This is a genomic window from Leptolyngbya sp. 7M, from assembly GCF_018128485.1.
Genome location: NZ_CP070897.1, coordinates 6519231 through 6535911, shown reverse-complemented (window position 1 = coordinate 6535911; position 16681 = coordinate 6519231). Strand labels below are relative to the sequence as shown.

Below are 16681 nucleotides of genomic sequence, written 5' to 3'. Positions count from 1 at the left end.
AAAGCATGAAGCGAGGAACGGCGGCAATACCCATTTCGGTCTTGATCGCGAGCGTTATGCTCCACATAGTGATCCCGGGCATAATCGCCCTTATTTTTGCTCTTTTCTTTCTGGTATTGACCGTTGGCGAGATAATTTTCTTTATTGCCGAAATTCTCGCTCTTTTCTTTTTTCTTCAGTTGATCAATACGCTCGCCGGTTCTGGTATCTTCGCTATCGTTTCGTCGCGGCTTATGAACACGATGGAAGGCTGGTGGAAGTATCCTATGGTGTTCATCCTGTCTTTGGTGATGCATTTTGCCGTTTTCGGCGTGGTATTGTTCGTTTATTGGCTCATCTTTCCGGCTGACAATCTGGTATGGATAGTGCGGTACGGTTGGAAAATAACTGCCATTGTCGCTCCATTCGCAAGCCTTCCTGGCTGGAGCAAGCCACGATTACATCTAATCCGGCCATGATTTCTAGACTGGCTTGAGCAACCTCACGGATATCATCTTCGTCATCGATGACTAAAACGCGCTTACCTGTCACTCAGCACCTCCCAACAATGAATTGCCTCTAGTGTTCCCAGCTAGGCTTGAACAGCGACGCGCTGCACGGGCAATGCTAGATAAAAAATACTGCCTTGTCCTATCGTACTCTCAACCCAGAGCGTTCCTTGATGCTGTTGAATAATACTGCGACAGATCGCCAAGCCTAACCCCGCTCCGCCTTGACGTCGAGTATCGGATGCATCTACCTGTTGAAATTGCCCAAAGATAGCTTCTAACTTATCAGCCGGGATTCCCTGTCCTTCGTCTTTTACCTTCACAAGCACATAGGGCTTTTTGATCGCCTTGCGGTGCGCTATCGCTATCGCATCTACTTTACCATCGTCCCGTAGCTCCACCTCTAGCCAAACGCGCCCTCCTGGGTTAGAGAACCGAATTGCGTTCACTAGCAGGTGATGTAAGACCTGACTGATGCGTTCAGCATCTAGCGATACCGATACCGATTGGGTGGTTACCAAAAGCTCAATCCCTTGCTGGCCTGCGGTTGACTGTACCGTCGCGACAGTTTGATTCACTAGCTCACCGATGTCACAGGGCTGCTTCAAAATCGTGATTTTGCCTGAGCTGAGTCCTTCAAAATCTAGGATGTTGCTGGTTAGCTGGACCAGTCGATCAATATTTTTAGCTGCGATATTGAGCATGCGAACTCCCTGGTGCGAGAGATCGCCCAGTTTCCCAGTCAACAGCAGGTCGATTGAGGCTTGCAGAGACGCGAGGGGGGTACGCAACTCGTGATTGATGATCGAAACAAATTCGTCCTTCATTCGTTGAATGAGTTGGCGTTCGCTGTTGTCTCTAGCAACCACTGCGAAACCAACGATTCTGCTGTTGGCCTCTCTGATTAGAGAGATTGTTAGCAAAACTTCAATCAACTCTCCGGTTTTGCGCTGCTGAATCACTTGGCGGCAGTCAATCGCCCTAGTGCCTGAATGCTGGGTCGCTGCAGAAAGTAAATTGCTATCGGGCTGGATCAGATCGAGCAGAGATTTGCCCTTAACTTCTGCTGCTGAGTAATCCCAGTTCCAAGCATAATAAGCCCAGTAAGGTGCTGCCGATCCAGTATAGTGCTGTAAGCTGCCAGTTGCCGATTGCAAGCAGCTTTTCTAAATCCAGAGTATAAGTAGAGAACGTTGTATAGGATCCTAAAAAACCAACTGCTACAATTAAGCGTACATCGGGTGAAATAATACGGCGGTTGACAGCAAAACTGGTGAAAAATCCCATGAGCAATGCTCCGGAAAGATTTATCAAAAACGTAGCAAACGGAAAGACCGTGCCCAGCCATTGGTTCATGGTTGCTGAGAGAAAATAGCGGCTCAAGGCTCCTGCAATCGCACCTAAGCTGATGGCAATTGGAACTCGGAGGTTGGAAGAACGTAAGATCGACTGCAACATCTGTCTGGCCCTGTCAAACCAATGCATCTCAAACCAACGCATCTCACTGTCCTCCAGGCTGGAATAGTTTTGCGATTAAAATCCCGATTTCGAGACAAACGCCGCCTAGGATTGAACTGCCCAACCAGTAAAAGAGCGCTTTGATTCGATCTCGTCCTCGTAGCAGGATAGATGCATCCAGGGCGTAAGTGGAAAAGGTTGTGTAGGAGCCGAGAAAACCTGTTGTAATTAAGAGTTGCCATTCCTGTGAGGAGATTACCTGCTCAACTGCAAGCATGGCAAAAAAGCCCATGAGGAGTGAGCCAGAGAGATTAATGAAAAAGGTGCCATAGGGAAAGCTGGCCCCAAGCCATTGGCTAAACACAACCGTGAGATAGTAGCGACTCAATGCACCGGGAATTGCTCCTAAACTCACTGCCATCGCTCCAGTCAAATTTTGGTCTAGCGGAATCAGCAGCCCTAAGCTTTTGAATGCTAAGAAAAGCGAACTAAAAACCATGTATTGCTCCTGAAGGTTATTGTTAAGGTTATCGTTTTGCTACTTTAGTTTGTCAACAATACCGAGATCCGTCGTGTTTGTTCATCATTCGTTCATCAAGGGCCAAGCTTTATCATTCACAATCATTGGGTCAGCAGTTGGAACCGGGGAAGTGGGTTGTGAGCAGATATTTGTGATTTACAGCCTTTTCCAGGCTAATGAAGTACAAAAATTGGGGTGTGGGGGCACAGCCCCCACACCCCCTATACCTTACGTGGGTGAAAAACGCTGTAGATGAGAATGAAGGCTGTTGCTGTTGGGAATAGGTGAGCATGGCAATATCACCGCCTGTTCGCTCATTTCCAGCAGCAAAGACCGGACGCTTGCCAATGTGTAAATCAATGCCGATCGGTTTGCCTGCCTGATCGTTGATCCGCGCGATTTCGGGTAAGCGCCAGATCACATCCTTACCGTCTACCTCAATGAATTCTTCCTTAACAAAACTGCCAATCACCTGCTCTGGTGGAATGCCGTAAAGCGATTCAGAGACCACCCGCATAAAATCAATGCCGCCACCGGAACAAATCCAGGTTTGAAATTGGTTGGCTCGCAGATACTCCAGTAACTCAACCATGGGTCTGTAGGTGACTTTCGTGTAAGGCAGATTCAGCGTGGGATGGATGGCTGTCGCAAAAAACTGTTGCACCTCCTGCTGAAATTGCTCCTGGGTCATGTTGGTATGGGTGGCGGTCAGCAGTTCCATAATTGCCGCTTCACCCGCTTGCTTGAAGTACTCCACATCTCTCTCTAATGCCGCCTGAAAGGGCTGCCTCTGAGTTAGAGAAGGGTCTGCCGCTGCCATTGCTTGCAGTTTTTCCAGCACAAACATCCCTTGCACAACGGGCTGTTCTGCCCAGAGTGTACCGTCGTTGTCGAAGGTGGCAATCCGATCGGCAATGGGGACAAAATCGGGACTGTTTTCAGTCGTGACGCGAGTAACAAACTCGATAATGGACTGTTTCACTTCGCCGTCATTCCACGATGGCAGCGGGTCGTCTATGCCCTGAGCAGAGGTTGGAGAAATCATTTTAATTAGCAACGTCACTGTAATTACAAAAGCAATCATCAATATGTAGGTTTGTTTATTCACTTACCTGCTTCCTCTACGTAACCTATCTTTGTCCTGAAAATACTCCATAGACATTCAAACACTGGAGTTTGATGAGACGGGTGATAAGGCTCCCATCTTGCCACTTTGGTAATCGACGATCGCCTGAACAATTTCCTGGCGCGTATTCATGACAAACGGCCCCTGTCCTACAATTGGTTCATCGATCGGTTCACCACACAGCAACAGGGCTGTCACCGCTTCAGCAAAATCGATTCGCAAGGTTGTGCCAGATCGATCGAACAATCCCACTTCCGCCTCCGTGATGGCATCCGATCCATTCACATGAAAGCGCATCCTGGTGACGGGCGGAGCGGGCTTCGTCGGCAGCCACATCTGCGATCGTCTGGTCGCGCAGGGCCACGACGTGATCTGTCTGGACAACCTCTTCACGAGCCAGAAGTCCAACATCGAGCACCTGCTGGGCAAGAAGAACTTCGAGTTCATCCGCCATGACGTGGTCCATCCGATCTGGCTCGAGGTCGACGAGATCTACAATGCCGCCTGTCCGGCCGCGCCCGGGCATTACCAGTACAACCCCATCAAGACGATGAAGACATCGGTCATGGGCGCGATCAACGTGCTGGGGATGGCCAAGCGCTGCCGTGCGAAGGTGCTCCAGTTCTCAACCTCCGAGGTCTACGGCGATCCCGAGGTGCATCCGCAGCCCGAGAGCTACAAGGGCTCGGTGAATCCGATCGGCCCGCGGGCGTGCTACGACGAGGGCAAGCGCGCCGCCGAGACGCTCTTCTTCGACTACCACCGCTCCAACAAGGTCAACATCCGTATTGTTCGCATCTTCAACACGTACGGCCCGCGGATGCACCCCTACGACGGCCGGGTCGTGAGCAACTTCATCCGCCAGGCGCTGCGCAACGAGGACATCACGATCTACGGCAGTGGCAGCCAGACGCGCTCGTTCTGCTACGTCGATGACCTGGTCGAGGGCATCATCCGCATGATGAACGGCCCGGACACCTTCATCGGGCCGGTGAATCTCGGCAACCCGGGCGAGTTCACCATCAAGCAGCTCGCGGAGCTCGTCGTCGAGATTTCGGGCAGCAGGAGCAGGCTCGTCTATCGCCCGCCCGTCGCTGACGACCCGATGCAGCGTCAGCCGGTGATCGATCTTGCCAGGAAGCACCTCTCCTGGGAGCCGACGGTCCCCCTGCGCGAGGGCCTGAAGCGGACCATCGATTACTTCCGCTCCATCGACATGGAGAGCTTCCGGGCCCCCACGCCCAACTACTGATCCGCCCGACCAGGGCGGTGAGGCTCACGCATGCGGCTCTTCGTCGCGATTGCTCCGCCAGAGGAAATGGCGCGGAGGCTGCGAGAGCAGATCAATGCCCTGCCGGACCTCCCGCCGCATCGCCTGGCGCCCATCGAGCAGGTCCATATGACCGTGCAGTTCATCGGTGAGGTCACGCCTCGCGAGCTGCCGGCTGCAAAGCCGACTTGGATCTGGCTGTTGTGCGTTCCCCCCAAGATGGACAGGTGCTCAAAATCCATACGCGCCCTGGTGAGTTAGTCGGTGAACAAGGAATTATTAGCCTGGGCCAAACCCAGCAGATGGTGGCCGTAGCTGAAGTCTATGAGGTGGATGTCAGCCGAGTCCGGGTGGGGCAGTCGGCTATTGTAATCAGCAAAAATCATGCCTTTCCCGATCGGTTGCGGGGCAGAGTTGTGGAAGTAGGATTGGAGATCAATAAACAGGATGTGCTCGACACGGATCCAGCCGCTCAGTTTGATGCTCGCGTTGTAGAAGTGAAAGTGCAGCTAGATCCGTCCTCCAGTCGCCGGGTTGCTGGATTAACGAATTTAAGTGTCCAGGTAGAAATTGATGTTCAGTCCTAATGTTCAGCTTTAATGTTCAGTCTTAATATTCATTCTAATCTTCAAAATCTGAAGACTTGATGTTCTGTCACATCGTTCATTATGACCCCTGTTCAATCATCGTTTCATTCATCACTGAGGTCAAAATGGCAAATCCAACAGCCAATCGTGATTCTAAGTTAAATCATGCTCAAAAATCTAAAGGTGCTCCAAACCGCACTAAGCGCAAGCCGCCGCTGTTTCTCTCCTGGCTTCAGTTACGCAAAGAACGAGCTAGATTACTGGTGGCGATTGCCGGGATCAGCTTTGCAGACGTGCTGATGTTTTTGCAAATGGGCTTTCGCGGTGCTTTGTTTAGTAGTGCGGTGGAGTTTCACCACAGTTTGAATGGTGAAATTGTCATGCTGAGTAGCCGCTATCGCTCGTTGATTTCGCTGGATCGCTTTACAGAACGACGCCTGTACCAGGCTGCTGGAGTGGCTGGTGTAGAGTCGGTTAGCCCGATCTATCTCAATTTCATGCAGTGGCGCAATCCAGATAACAAAGAAATCTGGGACATTTTTGTGATTGGCATTCAACCAGACGATCAGGTCATGAACTTAGCAGGCGTGCAGGCGAACCACCAACAGCTACGCGAACCCGATACAGCCTTGTTCAACAGGGGTTCCCGAACCGAATTTGGTCCGATTGCCGATTGGTTTCAAGCCGGAGAAGTGACTTCTACCGAAGTGAATCAACGGCAAATTGAAATTCGCGGTTTGTTTCAACTTAATGGTTACGTTCAACACCTGATAAATTAATGAGATTATTTATACTCTGCACATCGGTAATATTCATAGTTGTTGTTCAAATTAGGCAATTACTTAACCAATTTGATACTCGATATACGTACTTAATTTATAGCGCTGGACAAAATACCTTTACTCGTGATCGGCAATTCGCTAAGATTAGTCCAGCTTCAGACTTTGTCCTCTTGGCGTATCCGTAACCCTTCCAGAAGAGAGATATTTCTTGCCCAGAGGTACTCCATACTTGTTTTTAATGCATTTAAATGCCTTTAAATGCATCTTCACGATGTGTTTAGCTACGCTACTTGAAAATAACTTGTTGATCCAAACTTAGTAAACAACCTATCAGGAGCATCCCCCAGGTTTGGGAGATATGATTATGTATACCGAAGATGATGAAAATCATACGGTTTTTACCCAACACATTCAGGCAGTCCAGAAACGCACCCAAGCGCTGTATCAGAATGCCAGCGAGGTGCCCTGGCGACAGCCTCAATTGGTGATCGATTGCCTGCAAGAGCTTTGGCTGGCGTTAGAAGAGCTACAGGTGGCAGAAGAAGAATTACGGCAGCAGCATGATGCCTTACTAGAAGCTCAGCACGCGATTGAGGCAGAACGGCAGCGGTATCAGGAACTGTTCGAGTTTGCACCCGATGGCTATCTGGTCACGGATCTGCATGGCACGGTGCGAGAAGCCAATCGAGCTGCTGCGTCCCTATTTCACATCAGTTCAAATCGGTTGGTGGGGAAGCCGTTGATTAGTTTTGTCCCAGACGGGCAACGGCGGGCGTTTCGCAGAATGCTGAACGAGCTACCGAGCGTGAATCGGGTGCAGGAATGGGAACTCGTCCTGCGCAGTCGAGATGGGGAGCCGTTTGATGCCGCTTTGACTGTAGAAACGGTGCGGATTCCAGCAGGAGAAGCAACGGCCTTACGCTGGTTGGTGCGAGATATTACCCTGCGCAAGCAGGCTGAGGAACAACTGCGGCAGGTACAGCTCCAGAACCTCCAGCTCCTGGAAGCTGACCGGCTGAGAAGCCAATTTATGGCGACCATTTCCCACGAATTGCGCACACCCATGAATGCAATTTTGGGATTTTCGGAATTGCTGTTGCGGCAGTTTCATCGACGGCACGATGTACAACAACCGCAGGGCACTCCTGTCCCCCACAAACGGTAAGGGAATGGACAATCACTCAGAGACACCAAAAACCCGTAAGTCGCAGACTCAATCGTTGACCGCTCTGTCACTAACGCTGCTGGCCCTGCTGCTGAGTTTGGGAGTCGTAATTCGCATCGCCAATTTAGATCAGAAAATCTTTTGGGTCGATGAGGTTGCTACGGCCATTCGAGCGAGCGGATACACCAAAGCCGAGGTGACGGCCCAACTCACCGATGGTTCACTTCACAGTCCGGCAGATCTGTTAGCCTATCAGCGCCTCTCCCCCGACCGATCGCTTTCCCAGACGCTCAACGCTCTGACACGCAGCCCAGAACATGCCCCCCTCTACTTTCTGCTGACCCGCTTTTGGATGCAGGCATTTGGCAGTACGGTTGGCGCGATTCGCAGTTTTTCAGTGCTGTGCAGTTTACTGGTTCTGCCCTGTCTAGTTTGGCTCTGCCGAGAATTATTTCGTCCATGCAGCCCAACCTCAGCCCTTGCCCCAATCGGCTCAACTGCCGCTGCCTTGATGGCAGTTTCTCCGTTCTTCGTGGCCTACGCCCAAGAGGCACGTCCCTACAGTTTCTGGTTGCTGACGATCGTACTTTGTAGTGGTGCTCTGTTGCGAGCCGTGCGGCGAAATTCTCGGTTGAGCTGGGCTATCTATGCCCTGACACTGCTGGTTAGCCTCTACACATCGCTTTTGACGGTTTTGCTGGCGGCTGGGCAAGCGATGTATGTCTTCGCAATCCAGCCGCACCGTTCCATCCTCCGGCGTTATCAATGGGCCATAAGCGCTACTCTAGTGGGTTTTCTGCCTTGGGTATGGGTAATCTGGCATCAGTCGGATGCCCTCACTACCAACACTACCTGGATGCGCACTCCCATGCAGCCATTCGCCATGATTGCCATTTGGCTCTATAGCTTTGCCGTGTTGTTTTTTGATGTGCCGGTGGTGGCGCAATGGAGTTGGATAGCGCTGCTCCAAGCCACAATCGCCACGATGGTCCTGACAGTCATGGGAACAGCGCTCTACCGGATGGCCCAACTGCCGCATCAAGTCAGACTTTTCTTAGCCGCGCTCTGTGGACCAATTCCGTTCACTCTGATCCTGCTCGATTTAATTTTCCAGGGCCAGGCTATCGCGGGAAATAACGCTGGACCCAAACAACGACCCATGAAACCCATTAATCGGACATGAACTCAAAACTCAAAACTCACTGCTTCCTACCCAATACACCAGCCAAATTGCCATAGGCCGCAGGTAGTGAGAGGCGCGGAAGGTGCCGGCGGCTGTGATCGCTTCGGGGGTGCGAAATTGCAGCCCGTTGTCGTAGATTTGCTGCACCACGGCTTGGGTGAGGCGGAGCGCTTCGGAGCGCATTCCCATTTGCAGCAAGAAAGCCGCTAAGCCAAAGTTGATCCCAGTCCAGACTTCGAGCGGATGGGTATCGTTGGGGTTAACGGGGGAACCGTCGGGGCGCAGGCCATTCGCAGCACCAAACCGACCATCATGAAACTTGAGGAAACAGGCGTCATAGATAGTCCGCAGGGCCGACTCGGCGCATTCTGTTGGCACCACATCCGGCAGACCCAACAGCCGCGCATAAAACTGACCACAGAGTTGATCGGCCATCACTACGTCTGAGCCGCTGTCACTATCGAGGCGGTAATAGGTGCCATTCCACAGCTTGGTTTGATAAACTAGCCGCGCCTGCTGCAGCCAGTGCCGATACTCCGCCAACACTTCAGGGGATACCCGGTCCGCCAGAATCTCTCCGATGGCAAGTGCTGCTTCCAGTGCGGCAATCCACAGCCCGCCGCAGTAGGCACTTACGCCTTGGAGCCGCCAATCGTCGAAGGTTTGATCCGGTGCGCCAGAGTTTTCGGGAATACCGTCTTGGTCAAAGTCAAAGGACTTTAAATAGGCTAAAGCCGCCACAATCGCGTCCCAGCATTCTGCTAGAAAGGCCACGTCTGTACGGCCCGTGAAGACAAAATCGCGGTAGACCTGAAGCACAAAATCACTGCCCAAGTCTTTCCAGAGGTTGCAATCCTGATAGCTGGTATAGTTGGTCTTCTCCCAAACATGCTCGTTGGGTGCACCCAGATCGTGGGGCGTCGCGTTTTTGGCTTTGCGGAAAGCTTGGGGACTGGGCTTGCCAATCGTGTAATAGTAGCCAATTGTGCGGGTGCGGCTGTCTTCGGTGGGGATAGCACGGGCAAAGGCACGCAGCACTGCCTTGTCCAGATCAGGAAACAAAATCAACAGCGCAAACGAGCCATAGAGTCGCACATCCAGTCCCTTTTCGATAAAGAACGCTCCGCAGTTCCGGCGTCTCAAATGGCGAATACGTGATCTCAACACCCGCCTTCGCCAAAAGAGGCTCCCACTGCTCCAACCTAAATCTCTGCCCCGGCGAGGTATCATAAACATGGGGGACAATTGCGAGAACCTTCATAAAACGCTTCTCAAATCAGCTAAACCAACCTTATTCTTTAATTCCAAGGGCCGTCCAATACGGCTCATCGCCGAATCTGATGTCCTTCAATCCACAACTAGTCATCATCCCCTCGATCTCGGCCTTCGTAAAACGATGTTCGAGGCTAGTTCCAAATCTATCAAGCGCATCAGTACGCATGGTGTAAAAACTCTTCTCGCGATATTGCGACAATGGAATGTTAGACACCTTCATCCCAACCTTTTCGGCCAAAAGACTCAGGCGGGCCAAAGGAAAGTAAACCGACGCGGCTATTATTTGGCTGGCGACAAATCGTGCTCCGTGCGGCAGGCGACTGATCGCACGACGGAAAACATCGCTAATGCGCCAAACAGCGCGGAACCATGCCGGCCTATTATCGAAGGCGTAGTAGAGATAAAGCAAAAAAGGAGCTCCCGTTTTTAGCTTTTCCACACACTTACGCAAACCGGCCTCGGTATCCGGGATGTGATGCAGTACCCCAAGACTATAGCCAAAATCGCAGCTCTCATCGGCAAGCGGAATGTCACCAACTCCGGCCCGATGAAACTCGCAATTTGAATGTCCGACAAGGTTCTTCCGAGCCACCTCTATCGCATCACTCGGGTCTATCAAATGAAGTTTCCCAACCCGCGGGGCAACCAGCTTAGCCCATCGTCCACTGCCACAGCCAAGATCAAATCCGACAGCTTTTTCAGGCAGTTTCCCCCAGGGAAACTTGTCGAAGTATACATCGAAGAGCCGCTGGTGCTCCAATTCATCAAGCTCCGACTGGTCAAACCGCGTCCACTCGTCCCCAAACCCTGCCACCACCTTTGTGTCAATGTTCGATTCCATCGCATTATAGCCTGCCACGGCATACCCACACAGCTATTCTGTGCGAGTGTTTACACCTTGCGTGCCCACGTCTCAATATACGTGCCCATTTCCCCATACCTACTTATTCCGGTCACGACCTTCGAAGCAATACTTTCCGCCAAACCGCTTCAAATTGAAGTGGTGTTGAACGCGGCGATTCCAGATGTGGCCTTTGAGCGGGAACGGTCGGTTGTGCTGGAAGAAATTCGTCGGTCAGAAGATAACCCACGGCGGCGCACCTACTATCGCCTCATGGAAGCGGCCTTTGAGCACTTGCCCTACCGTCGTCCAGTTTTGGGACCTTCTGAAGTAATCGAACACTTGAAGCCCCAGCAGATGCGTGATTTTCATGCCACTTGGTATCGGCCTCAGTCGATTACGGCTTCTGTCGTTGGTAATTTACCCGTCGAGCAGTTGATCGAGATTGTCGCTGCTGGATTTGCTCAGGCCGAAGCTCACTGCTCTGAGCCAATCATCTTCTGTCCGCCCGATTTACCGGAACTCAGCCCAGAAGCTGCGTTTACTGGCATTCAGCGCTATGAACACATTGACAATAGCTTGCAGCAGGCTCGCTTGGGAATCCTGTGGCGAGTGCCGGGAATGGCTGATCTGCCCCAGACCTATGCTCTAGATGTCCTGGCCTCGATTTTGGGACAGGGACGCACGGCTCGGTTAGTGCGCGACCTGCGCGAAGAGCGGGGGTTGGGTTCCGGGATTTCCGTTAGCAATATGACCTATATTCGTCAGGGGTTGTTTTATATCTCTGCCCAACTGCCAGTCGAGAACCTGGACACGGTAGAAGCATTGATTCTCGACCATATTCGTAGGCTTCACACTGAACCGATCAGCGAAGCCGAAATCCAGCGCGTCCGGACTCTGGTGGCAAATCGCTATATTTTTGGCAACGAAACTCCCAGCGATCGAGCTAGTCTGTATGGCTATTACCAGTCGATTATTGGTGATCTGGCTCCTGCCCTCAGCTATCCTGACCAAATTCAGACTCTCAACGCTCAAGCCCTGCAAGCCGCTGTACAGCAGTACCTTGCTCCCGACGCCTACCGCGTTGTTGTCCTCAAACCCTAAGCCTAAGTCAATCCTCCGCCTTTTCTACTGCCGCTATTATGATGTCCCACTCTGCTATGTGGAACCAGATCGCTCTGCAGATCAGCCAAGCTACCGGACAACCTTTTCAAATTGGGCATCGGCGTTCAGTAGGGGGCGGCAGTGTCAATCAAGCCTATGTAGTCTCGGAGGAGGAGCGGGCCTATTTTGTAAAGCTGAACCAGGCAAAGACGGCAAAATTGCGATCTAGGTGTTCGGGAAGGAACGAGTGATGTAGCCGATGATGTTGTGGGCCGACTATAATCCGCCCTAGCCAGCCCAGTTCTAATCTTAAATTCATGTGAATGAACTGCAACCACAGGATTTCTACAAATGCCAAAATTCCCAGTTCCAGCCCGTCAAAGCGCAGCAGCAATCCAATCGGTAGGGCGACAAACAGAATTACTAGCGGATCTTCTAACCAATGCACTCGTCTAGTGCTAGTCACATTCAGAGCCGTATCGCTGTGATGAAATTTATGCTGTTCCCAGAGTAAGGGAATTTGATGCTGTGCGCGATGAAACCAGTAATAGAAAAAATCGGTTGCCAGAAAGTAGGCTAGTACCGCCAATCCGTAGCCCCAGATGTTCTTCGGTGCAGGAATATGCCACAGCGGTGCACCCAACCATTGTTGCAATGTGGGTACGACCAAGTTCAATCCCAACTGAATCATTCCCAAGCTAACGACACTGTACAGTACATACCACTGCAAATTAAACAGGATTTTTCTGAATGGTTGATGCGACTCAGCCGGACGAATTCGTTCAACCACGATGAAAATACCGTAGAGCAAAAATGCGGTGAGTAGATACTTTAAGAAGCCCAAACTAGCGTCTAGCATTGGATGTTTGGTAACGAACAACGGTTTGTTTACGGTAGGCTCGAATTTTCAATTAAGGATTCAGCAGGGGTTTCAGCAGGGGTTTCAGCAGGCGTGGTGAGAACAGGCTGTGGCGATAGTTCAACAAATTCTGGAATTTCCATAGGCATTTCTAAACCAGGTTCTGCTTCTAGCAAGGGTTCAGTACCGACCGTAATTTCTGGTGAATTCTCTAAACCTTCCTCAACTACATTCTCTGTACTTTCTACAGAGAATGTAACAGATGGTGCGTCTGTCAATGTTGCGGGTGTACCGTTTACAGGTACGGCTGGTGTGGCTTCGCTGGAGGGTGCCTCAAGCTCAAGCTCTGCTTCTAAACTAGTTTCTGGAACGGAATCAGCTTGAGTAGGGGAAGCGGCAGGTGCAGCAGGTGCGGCAGGTTGGGATGGTTCCGAGGATGGTTCGGATGGGGATTCGGATGCTGAAATCGCAGCAGGCTCTGGTGCAGAAGTAAATCCGGTTGCTGGTACCGATCCGTGGCAGCAGGGCGGCACTGGGTTGGGCTTGGCGCTGATTAAAAAGCTGGTAGAAACCCTGCATGGGTCGATTGAAGCCGAGAGCCGTGACGGTTGGACAATCTTAACTGTGCATTTGCCCATGTTGGAGGCAGACGGGCATTGATTCGCCTGCACCATTGACCGTCTCCATCACCTCAGTTTCAGTTCCAGCTAAACGCTTTAGGGCCGTGGTCAGGTCCGCCGTCAACCGCTGGGCTTCTGACTTGGGCTTGCCTTGGGTATAGTCAGCCACCTGCAACGGTTTGCCAATCCGCACGTTTACCTTGCACCCCCAAGTCGGAAACGCTTGACTGTAATCGAGATAAACCGGGACAACCTGTACTGTCAGGTCGGGCTGGCTAGCCTCGGCTTGCAGCGCTAGGCGGGCTAAACCGGGCTTGAGCGGATGGACCTGTTTGTCGCGGAAGATACCTCCCTCCGGAAAAATCACCAGCATCTCCCGATTTTGCAAAATTTCTAAGCCGTGGCGCAGGCTAGCAATGGCCGGTTGGCGCGGATTGACCGGAAACCCACCCAAGTGTCGAATCAGCCATCCTTGCAGACCCTTTACCTCATCAGCCGTCACCATAAAGCGAATATCGCGGCCTGTGGCAAACCGACCGGCTGCATAGGGAACCACCAGCGCATCCCAGCGGGACCGATGGGTGGGAGCCAAAATCACTGCTCCTTCGCGGGGCACATTCTCCTGCCCAGTAACATGAATGCGAAAGTAGGACGGAAGCACAACCCAGGAGCCTAAAGCGTAGGCCAGCGGCGTCATCCAGGGCGAAGGGCGGGAATCAATTGGGGAGGACTGAGTCTGTGTGAGCAAAGCAGAAGTCAAGGAACGAATCACAAGCATAGCAACGACTAAAGCAGCGATCTCAGCCATAAACTGAGCGTCTTTAAAGTAAAGATAAGCGGCATCTTTACCAATCTCACCTCTCTGGGGACAGTTCTGCTGCTGTCTATATTGAGCCTACTACTTGTGCATGGTTGCTATAAATCGGCGCTAGGCTACTTCGGTTGTATTAAATAGCTCAAACACCTGACGGCAGAACTGTTTCAGCTTTTCTTTGACTTCGCTAGTAGGCTCGGTCTTACCGATGAACTGCCAGTCCTCCACAGTGGACAGTCCTGATTTTCTCAATCTCACTCTTTATCGAAAGTGCATTCTCTTTTACTGTCATATTATTGGTTTTTGAGGTTATGGTGTTTGCCTCGCGGTTGAGCTCCTGTGTCAGAAAATCGAGACGTTTGCCGACCTCTTTATCTTCGTTCATTATGTTGCGGAAATGTTCTATGTGTGTTCGAAGCCGAGCTATCTCTTCGGAAATGTCGGCCCGATCCGCAAGATACGCAGCCTCTTGAGCAAGGCGTCCCTGGTCTATCTCAACCTGTGATTCCGTACGTGAAAGCATTTCGGCGATCCGCCGGGTCAGTCGCTGCAAATATTCATCAGCGATGGTGGCTGATTCATCCTCGATCGGGAGCAATTTTCTTTCGATCATTTCAAGCCGTCCGGATAAGTCATTACGGAGTGCTTCGCCCTCGCTGCCGCGCATTTTTTCAAGGTCATCAAGGGCTAATGAAACCGCTTCGGTTACTCCTTTCACGAAATCGTCTGAAAATTCCGCTCTTCGCGGCTGGAAAATATTCGGAAGCCGAGCTATCACGTTAAGATCCGGTTCGCCTGAAAGGTCGAATTCGGTCTTTAATTCACGAAATGCGTTCAGATAGCCGGATATGACCGGACGATTAAGCTCGTATTCGATCGCGTCAGACCGTTCGAACTGGATGTTGATGTCAACACGGCCGCGAGCTAGCCGCTCACTTACCGTTTTCTTTATGACCGCTTCGATATGCTGAAGTTCACCCGGAAGCTTTAGAGAGAGGTCAAGAAATCTATTATTAACCGCCTTTAGTTCTACGCTTACCGAAAAATTGTCACCCGAGGCCGCTCCGCGTCCAAAACCCGTCATTGATCTCATATTTCTTTTCCTTCGGGGGAGTGATCTTGAAATTGTAGTTCGTAGAGCCGCCGGTATTTTCCATTATGCTCAAGCAACTCTTCGTGTGTACCTGTTTCGATCACGCGTCCTTTGTCCATCACGACGATGGTATCGGCCTTTCGTACCGTTGAGAGTCGATGTGCGATAACAATGGAGGTACGGTTAGCCATAAGATTCTCTAACGCTTGCTGGACCAGCCGTTCGGATTCCGTATCCAGTGCCGAAGTTGCCTCATCCAGTATCAAAACGGGTGCGTCAACGAGAACGGCACGAGCGATCGCGATCCGCCTTTCCGATCGATCTTGGTGCCTATCAGCCGCTCAAGCTCGATCCATCCAATCCCACCCTCAGCGACAAGCAGCGGGCAGCCTTAAAAGCCAATATTCAGCTTTGCCGGGATGCCATTGTGTTCTTTACCGCGACCGGGGCAGCCAGAGGCGTGGGTGGACACACCGGCGGCCCTTACGACACGGTTCCCGAAGTGGTGATCCTGGATGCCTTGTTCCGCAACGCGCCGGATCAGTTTGTGCCGATCTTTTTTGATGAAGCCGGACATCGGGTCGGAACGCAGTACCTGATGGCAGCCCTCGCGGGCGACCTCCCTGCCGAACAGTTAATGCACTACCGCATGGCTGGCTCAAAACTGCCCGGACATCCGGAATTGGGACTCACTCCCGGCGTCAAGTTTAGCTCCGGTCGATTGGGACATATGTGGCCCTATGTCAACGGGGTGGCAATGGCGAATCCTGGCAAAACTGTATTTTGTTTAGGCTCAGATGGCTCGCAGCAAGAAGGCAACGATGCCGAAGCCGCTCGCCTCGCCGTCGCTCAGCACCTGAACGTGAAGCTGATCATCGATGACAACGATGTGACGATTGCTGGTCATCCCTCCAAATACCTGCCCGGTTTTAGCGTCGCCAAGACATTGGAAGGTCACGGCCTCAAGGTGCTAACTGGTGATGGGGAAGATATTGACGGCCTTTATGCCCGCATCTGCGAAGCTGTGACCACACCCGGACCAATTGCGGTGATCAACAAGCGCCCCATGTGCCCCGGCATCGAAGGACTGGAAGGCTCGAACCACGGTCATGATGTAATCTCAGTGAAGCTGGCGCTGCAATACCTGGAGAAACGCGGCCACACGGCAGCCGTCGAGTATCTCAACCAGATCGAAAAGCCCAAGCAGACCTACACCTTTATTGGCTCCGGCGATAAGTGGGATTCCAACCGCAACGTATTCGGGGATGCCGTTGTCGCTATCCTTGGCAGAATGAGCGAGGCGGAGCGCAAAGCCAAAGTGATGGTGATCGACAGTGATTTGGAAGGCTCCTGTGGGCTGAAGAAAATCCATGATGCCCATCCGGAAGTGTTCATCCCCTCTGGGATTATGGAGCGGGGCAATTTGTCCGCCGCCGCCGGCTTTGGCATGGAGCAAGGTAAACAAGGTATTTTGTAACAGAAGAGTGATGAGGTAT

Annotated in this window: 23 protein-coding genes and 1 pseudogene; 10 read left to right on the top strand and 14 right to left on the bottom strand. The window is 51.8% G+C overall.

What is annotated here, in order from left to right; all coding sequences use genetic code 11:
• Positions 1-5: 5 nt before the first annotated feature.
• Positions 6-458 (top strand): hypothetical protein, encoded by a 453-nt coding sequence (locus JVX88_RS35065; RefSeq protein ID WP_211623537.1) that lies wholly within the window; start codon positions 6-8, stop codon positions 456-458.
• Positions 459-571: 113 nt separating this feature from the next.
• Here the strand turns inward: JVX88_RS35065 and JVX88_RS35060 are convergent, their stop codons facing one another.
• The 6 genes and pseudogenes from JVX88_RS35060 to JVX88_RS35040 form a co-directional block, all read right to left on the bottom strand.
• The gene (locus tag JVX88_RS35060; RefSeq protein WP_263975404.1) at positions 572-1357 is read right to left on the bottom strand and encodes a sensor histidine kinase; all 786 of its coding nucleotides are present in this window, start codon (positions 1355-1357) and stop codon (positions 572-574) included.
• Positions 1358-1375: 18 nt separating this feature from the next.
• Positions 1376-1645: pseudogene (locus JVX88_RS44785) on the bottom strand (hypothetical protein); the annotation flags it as partial.
• Entirely contained in the window at positions 1545-1988 is a 444-nt protein-coding gene (crcB, locus tag JVX88_RS35055) for a fluoride efflux transporter CrcB (RefSeq protein WP_225931291.1), read from the bottom strand. The gene crcB (JVX88_RS35055) and the pseudogene JVX88_RS44785, both read right to left, overlap by 101 nt.
• A 1-nt stretch (position 1989) precedes the next feature.
• On the bottom strand, positions 1990-2445 hold the full coding sequence (gene crcB / locus JVX88_RS35050) for a fluoride efflux transporter CrcB (RefSeq protein WP_225931290.1): 456 nt from the start codon (positions 2443-2445) through the stop codon (positions 1990-1992).
• Positions 2446-2575: 130 nt separating this feature from the next.
• The gene (locus tag JVX88_RS35045; RefSeq protein WP_211623530.1) at positions 2576-3511 is read right to left on the bottom strand and encodes a haloacid dehalogenase-like hydrolase; all 936 of its coding nucleotides are present in this window, start codon (positions 3509-3511) and stop codon (positions 2576-2578) included.
• 117 nt (positions 3512-3628) lie between these two features.
• Positions 3629-3877 (bottom strand): pirin-like C-terminal cupin domain-containing protein, encoded by a 249-nt coding sequence (locus tag JVX88_RS35040; RefSeq protein WP_263975403.1) that lies wholly within the window; start codon positions 3875-3877, stop codon positions 3629-3631.
• Between the two features lie 16 nt (positions 3878-3893).
• Between JVX88_RS35040 and JVX88_RS35035 the strand changes: the two genes are divergently transcribed.
• Positions 3894-4844, top strand: a complete 951-nt coding sequence (locus JVX88_RS35035; RefSeq protein WP_211623526.1) for a UDP-glucuronic acid decarboxylase family protein — start codon at positions 3894-3896, stop codon at positions 4842-4844.
• A 24-nt stretch (positions 4845-4868) separates the two neighbouring features.
• Here the strand turns inward: JVX88_RS35035 and JVX88_RS41525 are convergent, their stop codons facing one another.
• Positions 4869-4991 (bottom strand): hypothetical protein, encoded by a 123-nt coding sequence (locus JVX88_RS41525; protein WP_263975402.1) that lies wholly within the window; start codon positions 4989-4991, stop codon positions 4869-4871.
• Positions 4992-5050: 59 nt separating this feature from the next.
• Between JVX88_RS41525 and JVX88_RS35030 the strand changes: the two genes are divergently transcribed.
• The 4 genes from JVX88_RS35030 to JVX88_RS35015 all read left to right on the top strand — a co-directional run bounded on the left by JVX88_RS35030 (position 5051) and on the right by JVX88_RS35015 (position 8579).
• Entirely contained in the window at positions 5051-5449 is a 399-nt protein-coding gene (locus JVX88_RS35030) for an HlyD family efflux transporter periplasmic adaptor subunit (RefSeq protein WP_211623523.1), read from the top strand.
• 125 nt (positions 5450-5574) lie between these two features.
• The gene (locus tag JVX88_RS35025; protein ID WP_211623521.1) at positions 5575-6228 is read left to right on the top strand and encodes a hypothetical protein; all 654 of its coding nucleotides are present in this window, start codon (positions 5575-5577) and stop codon (positions 6226-6228) included.
• A 367-nt stretch (positions 6229-6595) separates the two neighbouring features.
• The gene (locus JVX88_RS35020) at positions 6596-7396 is read left to right on the top strand and encodes a PAS domain S-box protein (RefSeq protein WP_211623519.1); all 801 of its coding nucleotides are present in this window, start codon (positions 6596-6598) and stop codon (positions 7394-7396) included.
• A 4-nt stretch (positions 7397-7400) separates the two neighbouring features.
• Positions 7401-8579 carry a glycosyltransferase family 39 protein gene (locus JVX88_RS35015; RefSeq protein WP_211623517.1) on the top strand — a complete coding sequence of 393 codons (1179 nt, stop codon included), beginning with the start codon at positions 7401-7403 and terminating at the stop codon, positions 8577-8579.
• Between the two features lie 9 nt (positions 8580-8588).
• On the opposite strand, the gene JVX88_RS35010 is transcribed toward JVX88_RS35015, so the two are convergent.
• Positions 8589-9743, bottom strand: coding sequence for a glycoside hydrolase family 116 protein (locus JVX88_RS35010; RefSeq protein ID WP_317134562.1), 1155 nt, complete (start codon positions 9741-9743; stop codon positions 8589-8591).
• 127 nt (positions 9744-9870) lie between these two features.
• Entirely contained in the window at positions 9871-10695 is an 825-nt protein-coding gene (locus JVX88_RS40090) for a class I SAM-dependent methyltransferase (RefSeq protein WP_225931288.1), read from the bottom strand.
• 81 nt (positions 10696-10776) lie between these two features.
• Between JVX88_RS40090 and JVX88_RS35005 the strand changes: the two genes are divergently transcribed.
• Both JVX88_RS35005 and JVX88_RS35000 read left to right on the top strand, forming a co-directional pair.
• Positions 10777-11799: a M16 family metallopeptidase gene (locus JVX88_RS35005; protein ID WP_263975401.1), complete on the top strand. Its 1023-nt coding sequence runs from the start codon at positions 10777-10779 to the stop codon at positions 11797-11799.
• Positions 11800-11837: 38 nt separating this feature from the next.
• On the top strand, positions 11838-12050 hold the full coding sequence (locus tag JVX88_RS35000) for a fructosamine kinase family protein (RefSeq protein ID WP_317134561.1): 213 nt from the start codon (positions 11838-11840) through the stop codon (positions 12048-12050).
• Here JVX88_RS35000 and JVX88_RS34995 read toward each other — a convergent pair.
• Positions 11981-12658 carry a sterol desaturase family protein gene (locus tag JVX88_RS34995; RefSeq protein WP_211623510.1) on the bottom strand — a complete coding sequence of 226 codons (678 nt, stop codon included), beginning with the start codon at positions 12656-12658 and terminating at the stop codon, positions 11981-11983. The genes JVX88_RS35000 and JVX88_RS34995 overlap by 70 nt on opposite strands.
• Positions 12659-12687: 29 nt before the next feature.
• Complete coding sequence (locus JVX88_RS41520; protein WP_263975400.1) at positions 12688-13191, bottom strand: hypothetical protein; 504 nt, start codon at positions 13189-13191, stop codon at positions 12688-12690.
• Between the two features lie 4 nt (positions 13192-13195).
• On the opposite strand from JVX88_RS41520, the gene JVX88_RS44780 reads away from it, so the two are divergent.
• Positions 13196-13318: a hypothetical protein gene (locus tag JVX88_RS44780; RefSeq protein WP_315875314.1), complete on the top strand. Its 123-nt coding sequence runs from the start codon at positions 13196-13198 to the stop codon at positions 13316-13318.
• On the opposite strand, the gene JVX88_RS34985 is transcribed toward JVX88_RS44780, so the two are convergent.
• From JVX88_RS34985 to JVX88_RS43655, 3 genes are all read right to left on the bottom strand, one after another.
• On the bottom strand, positions 13277-14086 hold the full coding sequence (locus JVX88_RS34985; protein WP_225931287.1) for a lysophospholipid acyltransferase family protein: 810 nt from the start codon (positions 14084-14086) through the stop codon (positions 13277-13279). The two genes, JVX88_RS44780 and JVX88_RS34985, sit on opposite strands and share 42 nt — an antisense overlap.
• Before the next feature lie 208 nt (positions 14087-14294).
• Positions 14295-15185, bottom strand: coding sequence for a YicC/YloC family endoribonuclease (locus JVX88_RS34980; protein WP_211623508.1), 891 nt, complete (start codon positions 15183-15185; stop codon positions 14295-14297).
• Positions 15182-15376, bottom strand: a complete 195-nt coding sequence (locus JVX88_RS43655; protein ID WP_211623506.1) for a hypothetical protein — start codon at positions 15374-15376, stop codon at positions 15182-15184. Before JVX88_RS43655 ends, JVX88_RS34980 begins: the two co-directional genes overlap by 4 nt.
• A gap of 47 nt (positions 15377-15423) precedes the next feature.
• Between JVX88_RS43655 and JVX88_RS34970 the strand changes: the two genes are divergently transcribed.
• Positions 15424-16662 (top strand): hypothetical protein, encoded by a 1239-nt coding sequence (locus JVX88_RS34970; protein ID WP_317134559.1) that lies wholly within the window; start codon positions 15424-15426, stop codon positions 16660-16662.
• The last annotated feature ends 19 nt before the right edge of the window (positions 16663-16681 follow it).

Bases quoted from the DNA above. Each gene is read 5' to 3' on its own strand.
- JVX88_RS43655 (WP_211623506.1), bottom strand. From the start codon at position 15,376: ATGGCTAACCGTACCTCCATTGTTATCGCACATCGACTCTCAACGGTA.
- crcB (WP_225931291.1), bottom strand. From the start codon at position 1,988: ATGCGTTGGTTTGAGATGCATTGGTTTGACAGGGCCAGACAGATGTTG.
- JVX88_RS40090 (WP_225931288.1), bottom strand. From the start codon at position 10,695: ATGGAATCGAACATTGACACAAAGGTGGTGGCAGGGTTTGGGGACGAG.
- JVX88_RS35025 (WP_211623521.1), top strand. From the start codon at position 5,575: ATGGCAAATCCAACAGCCAATCGTGATTCTAAGTTAAATCATGCTCAA.
- JVX88_RS35000 (WP_317134561.1), top strand. From the start codon at position 11,838: ATGATGTCCCACTCTGCTATGTGGAACCAGATCGCTCTGCAGATCAGC.
- JVX88_RS35065 (WP_211623537.1), top strand. From the start codon at position 6: ATGAAGCGAGGAACGGCGGCAATACCCATTTCGGTCTTGATCGCGAGC.
- JVX88_RS35020 (WP_211623519.1), top strand. From the start codon at position 6,596: ATGTATACCGAAGATGATGAAAATCATACGGTTTTTACCCAACACATT.
- JVX88_RS34985 (WP_225931287.1), bottom strand. From the start codon at position 14,086: ATGGCTGAGATCGCTGCTTTAGTCGTTGCTATGCTTGTGATTCGTTCC.
- JVX88_RS34995 (WP_211623510.1), bottom strand. From the start codon at position 12,658: ATGCTAGACGCTAGTTTGGGCTTCTTAAAGTATCTACTCACCGCATTT.
- crcB (WP_225931290.1), bottom strand. From the start codon at position 2,445: ATGGTTTTTAGTTCGCTTTTCTTAGCATTCAAAAGCTTAGGGCTGCTG.
- JVX88_RS35045 (WP_211623530.1), bottom strand. From the start codon at position 3,511: ATGATTTCTCCAACCTCTGCTCAGGGCATAGACGACCCGCTGCCATCG.
- JVX88_RS35015 (WP_211623517.1), top strand. From the start codon at position 7,401: ATGGACAATCACTCAGAGACACCAAAAACCCGTAAGTCGCAGACTCAA.
- JVX88_RS34980 (WP_211623508.1), bottom strand. From the start codon at position 15,185: ATGAGATCAATGACGGGTTTTGGACGCGGAGCGGCCTCGGGTGACAAT.
- JVX88_RS41525 (WP_263975402.1), bottom strand. From the start codon at position 4,991: ATGGACCTGCTCGATGGGCGCCAGGCGATGCGGCGGGAGGTCCGGCAG.